This is a genomic window from Nostoc sp. CALU 546, from assembly GCF_048836525.1.
Map to the genome: position 1 here is coordinate 1 of NZ_JAWJTF010000315.1, position 2,309 is coordinate 2,309.

Consider the following 2,309-nt stretch of genomic DNA (forward strand, 5'->3'; position numbering starts at 1 on the left):
GGGGCATTGGGTAATTTCCCCATCTCCCCCTGCTTTCTCTATTCCCATTACTTGTTGGCAGCAGCGCTAAATTCGGGATTTTTCGCAGCAATTCTTTCGTTAATGTAGTCATAGACTTCCCTAAAATTGGGAATTGCACGCAATTCAAGACGACTGCCGTTTCTGAGGGTTATCGCCATATCTCCCCACAAGCCAATGCCACGGGGAACTTTGACGATTTTGACAATTTCTGAGTAAACTACGTCAGTGCGATCGCGCCCTTGCCAACCTCCCGTCACTGTAATTCGGCGATCGGTGATGCGGAAACGCAGCCACAATGCCCTGACAATTGCCCCGACTGCTAATGGTATCCCGACAATGGTTAGCCCAATTAGCAGGTTGACAATTAAATCCCCAATATGGGGGCCACCTTCATAATATACGTCTTCACGAATTCCCATCGAACACCTCGGCTTGTGCCAACAACTGCTCTAATTCTTGCAGAAATTGTGGGCTTACGCACTTCGATTCTGCTGCTGTGGGTTTGACAATGACCACAAGCCGCCATCCTGGTGATAATTTGGGTAGCAAGTTGTATAAAGCAGCAGTAATTTGTCGTTTGATTCGGTTGCGAACCACTGCCCTTTTGCTGACTTTTGTGCTTATGGAAATGCCAATCCGCGTACTGACAACACGTGCTGAGTCAATTATTTGTGTAGCCTGGGTGGCAGTGTCCAAAGAAGGTTTTGATGAATACAACGGTTTTAAGGCTCTTAATGTCAAATAAGAGCCATGACGCCGAATTCCTTCCCGGAAAACTGCCTGGAAATCCTTGCGGGATTTTAGCCGATTTGCTTTGGGCAAAGCCACTGATGCTCTTTATAGCTTGATATGCCCTAAACGGCCAAACGGTGACGCCCCTTTTTTCTTCTGGCGCTAATCACGTTTCTGCCGTCTGGTGTCCGCATCCTAGCGCGAAAACCAGAGGTTCTTTTTCTCTTACGGCTAGTGCCGCCCAGTGTTCTTTTCATACTGTTCTCCTCTTAGGTGATTTTTATAAAAACTCACAATCTCTAATTTTATCACTTTATCATTGAATTGGGAATTAGATTAGGGGAGAGATGATAGGGAATAATCTGTATGTAACCTATTCCCTTCTTCACTCCCCAAATTTAATTGATGCTCAAAATCCATGTTCCCATGTAGCGCAGCAGTGGCACATCGCCAGGGGAGAGTACTTGACAATTAAAATAGTAAACTCCACCGAAGGATGGGTTTTTCACATTAGAGAAGACTACCTCAACTGGGCTACCTGCTGGTACAGGCTCTTGGGGAAAAATATTAATCAGCTTACCTTCTTTGTCCCACTTCACCTCAGAAAGTGGAACTGCTTTGCCTTTGACTCGGACTTCAATTTTGTTCTGGTCAAAAGTTCCTTTGTAATAATCAGGGTAGTTAATGGCAAATTGACCAACAGCCAATTTCATTCTTTGGGCTGGAATCCTTAATCTGTATCGATCCCAACCATTAGCTTGTCCACCAAAATCTAACCGGAAGGGCAGTTGATTTTCGCTTTTGACGCCGCTAAACAGCGTAAATCCGGGTAAGCTTTGCGCCCAAGTCAGGGCTGGAAATACAGTAACTAAACAGCTAGTCACGGCTAAAGCGGAAAGTATACGTCGCATAATTGGGCTTCCTCTACCAAAATATAAATCTGTTATCTAAAATAACCGTGTGTTAGTATTCGTTACTAAAGTTTACTACTCACTTCCTGACAATTGACGTTCAATAACAGTAAAAAGTGTCATTCTCTCTGATGTTTGGGCATAGTAAAATTGCTTAGTTATAAATTTAACTCATAATCGATTTATTTAATTCCCCTTACAGAGTGCTGATTTGATGACTAGGTTAGTCAAATTTTGAACTAAATAGAAACACAGTTGGGATTGGATTGTGTTTCTAAATATGTATAAGTGTATCTAAATTTGAGAATTTTGTTATAAAAATTGAGGCGTACCATCAGCGATCGCCAGTTAACTTAGGCTAAATTGATTAAAATAAGTTGGAATCGAAGTCGTAATCATTAAAATTTGATTGGGAAATTATAAAGCCTTCAAAATTCGGTCAATATTACTCTATAAGAAAGGAATACCAAAATTTCTCAATCCCGAAAATAAGCTAAAGATAAAGATGCAAAATTTGGGAATCAATTTAGGATGTGCAATACGTAACCCTGTTTGCAACTATCTAAAAATATGACATCTGCGAACGGCAAAGTTAGGCTTTGCCTGGAGAGCTAAGAGTGGGAGAGGAAAGTTTCAAGGTTCAAT

The 2,309-nt window shown here is 41.7% G+C and carries 4 protein-coding genes; all 4 read right to left on the reverse strand.

What is annotated here, in order from left to right:
• Positions 1 to 47 precede the first annotated feature (47 nt).
• Positions 48 to 440, reverse strand: a complete 393-nt coding sequence (locus tag RRG12_RS43170; protein WP_069071333.1) for a PH domain-containing protein — start codon at positions 438 to 440, stop codon at positions 48 to 50.
• A complete protein-coding gene (gene rnpA / locus RRG12_RS43175; RefSeq protein WP_420758997.1) occupies positions 427 to 849 on the reverse strand; it encodes a ribonuclease P protein component in 423 nt (140 codons plus the stop codon). The genes RRG12_RS43170 and rnpA overlap by 14 nt, the downstream gene beginning before the upstream one ends.
• A 26-nt stretch (positions 850 to 875) precedes the next feature.
• Positions 876 to 1,010: a 50S ribosomal protein L34 gene (gene rpmH / locus RRG12_RS43180; protein WP_084227158.1), complete on the reverse strand. Its 135-nt coding sequence runs from the start codon at positions 1,008 to 1,010 to the stop codon at positions 876 to 878.
• A gap of 141 nt (positions 1,011 to 1,151) precedes the next feature.
• Positions 1,152 to 1,664 (reverse strand): DUF2808 domain-containing protein, encoded by a 513-nt coding sequence (locus RRG12_RS43185; RefSeq protein WP_069071331.1) that lies wholly within the window; start codon positions 1,662 to 1,664, stop codon positions 1,152 to 1,154.
• Between the last annotated feature and the right edge of the window lie 645 nt (positions 1,665 to 2,309).

What these genes read in the sequence shown, in the direction of transcription:
- rpmH (WP_084227158.1), bottom strand. Translation starts at nt 1,010, where the DNA reads ATGAAAAGAACACTGGGCGGCACTAGCCGTAAGAGAAAAAGAACCTCT.
- RRG12_RS43170 (WP_069071333.1), bottom strand. Translation starts at nt 440, where the DNA reads ATGGGAATTCGTGAAGACGTATATTATGAAGGTGGCCCCCATATTGGG.
- RRG12_RS43185 (WP_069071331.1), bottom strand. Translation starts at nt 1,664, where the DNA reads ATGCGACGTATACTTTCCGCTTTAGCCGTGACTAGCTGTTTAGTTACT.